This window comes from Moorena sp. SIO4E2 (assembly GCF_010671945.1).
Lineage (GTDB): Bacteria > Cyanobacteriota > Cyanobacteriia > Cyanobacteriales > Coleofasciculaceae > Moorena > Moorena producens.
This window is the reverse complement of record NZ_JAAHIE010001189.1, coordinates 1-1487: the sequence shown is the minus strand read 5'-3', so window position 1 is coordinate 1487 and position 1487 is coordinate 1. Positions and strand designations below refer to the sequence as shown.

Sequence of the window (1487 nt, the reverse complement as noted above, 5' to 3'; positions counted from 1 at the left end):
TCCCAGGTTCCCTTGAGCTTAACCTTACCTATGCCTTTCTTGTCTGTAAACTTGATAGACTTCTTGTCTGGTGATAACTTCCACCCAGATTGCTTATATTCGACAGACCTAGAGTGCTTCTTAAACCTGGGATACCCTTTTTTGCCAGGGACTTTATTCTTGCAGTTATCAAAGAACCTTTTTATAGCCCTTTCTACATTTTCAACTGAGGCTTGACATGCGTGACTATTAAGGTCTTTTACAAATCCAAAATCATCTCTTAGCTGAGTGTTATAACGGTATAGTTCTTTTTTTCCTACTCCGCGATTGTCCATCCAAAAACGTAGTACTTTATTTCGGACAAAGCGAGCCGTCCTAATAGCTTCATTGATGGCTAGTTTTTGGGGGCTTTTGAGAATAGCTTTGAACTCCATTACCAACACTTAAAACTCACCTCCTTGGGGTTTGGTTTTGCTTACTATTATAGACTACAATTCAGATTTAAAAGTTCCGGAATTAGTAAACATAAAAGCCGTCCTAGAAGGACGGGGCTTGAGACCCAAAATTTTTGGTCAAATTACTCAATAGTGATCATGACACAATACTTTTCCGATGAGATAGCCGAGCGCTCATCTATACAGTGAACTGAAGAAATAAAAGTAGATGTCTTCTTGGTTCCTTCGACCAAAGAAATAATACTAAGCCAGACAAATACAGCAGAATGTATCAAAAAGCCCAATCGGTCGATTATCGAATTTTATAAAGGTAAATCGCTATAAGCTATAGCATTCAAAGGTTTTGGATTATCGAAAAAGCAAAAAGTCGAAGGCAGCAACAAACCAATTGATGTTATACTGCCACAACAATCCTTCTTGTACTGGAATTATTGGAACAGAAGGGGTTTAGAGGATGCGATCACAATAGTCATAGCCTGCGGCATAGATTCGATCGTCAGCCGTTCCTATCAAGCCTTTGGTCTTAACCTGACCCTGGAGGAACGGGAAGCTTTGATTCGGGAAAATGCGGAGTTGCTTTATCAGGCTCAACGGCTCAAGAAAGACCTGAACCTAGCCAAGGAAGCCCTTGCTGAACCAGACATTTTAGACGACGAGAACTGGCGGCTGCGACAGCAAATCCGTGAAATGGGAGGAGTTCCGTACGACGAACAAATTGAGTACATCAGCAACAATCCCAACGAACCTTTTTAGACCCCAAAATTTTTCCAAATTAATTGCGTTCACGAAGTGTCGGCTTGGCCTACGGCCAAGCGTAGCCCGAAGGGCTAATCGCGCCACAAAATAAACCCTGTCAGTAATTGCTAAACCTTTTAAAATTTTACATCTCAATCCCCAGGAGTATTACTTACATCGGGCAAACCAAATTTTTCGACTGTTCTTTTTCCTTAGTTAACGGCTGATAGGTCTTGTGAGCATACGGCTCATATCCCTCAAAACCTGAATAAGTCATCTCACACAATAACCGAGACTTGAGCGGAGAAGGAGGTAAAT

At 41.4% G+C, this 1487-nt stretch carries 1 protein-coding gene and 1 pseudogene; one reads left to right on the top strand and one right to left on the bottom strand.

What is annotated here, in order from left to right; all coding sequences use genetic code 11:
• Positions 1 to 413, bottom strand: a pseudogene (locus tag F6K37_RS42060) (RNA-guided endonuclease TnpB family protein); the annotation flags it as partial.
• Between the two features lie 438 nt (positions 414 to 851).
• Between F6K37_RS42060 and F6K37_RS42055 the strand changes: the two are divergent.
• Positions 852 to 1187 carry a hypothetical protein gene (locus F6K37_RS42055; protein ID WP_287257175.1) on the top strand — a complete coding sequence of 112 codons (336 nt, stop codon included), beginning with the start codon at positions 852 to 854 and terminating at the stop codon, positions 1185 to 1187.
• Positions 1188 to 1487 lie beyond the last annotated feature (300 nt).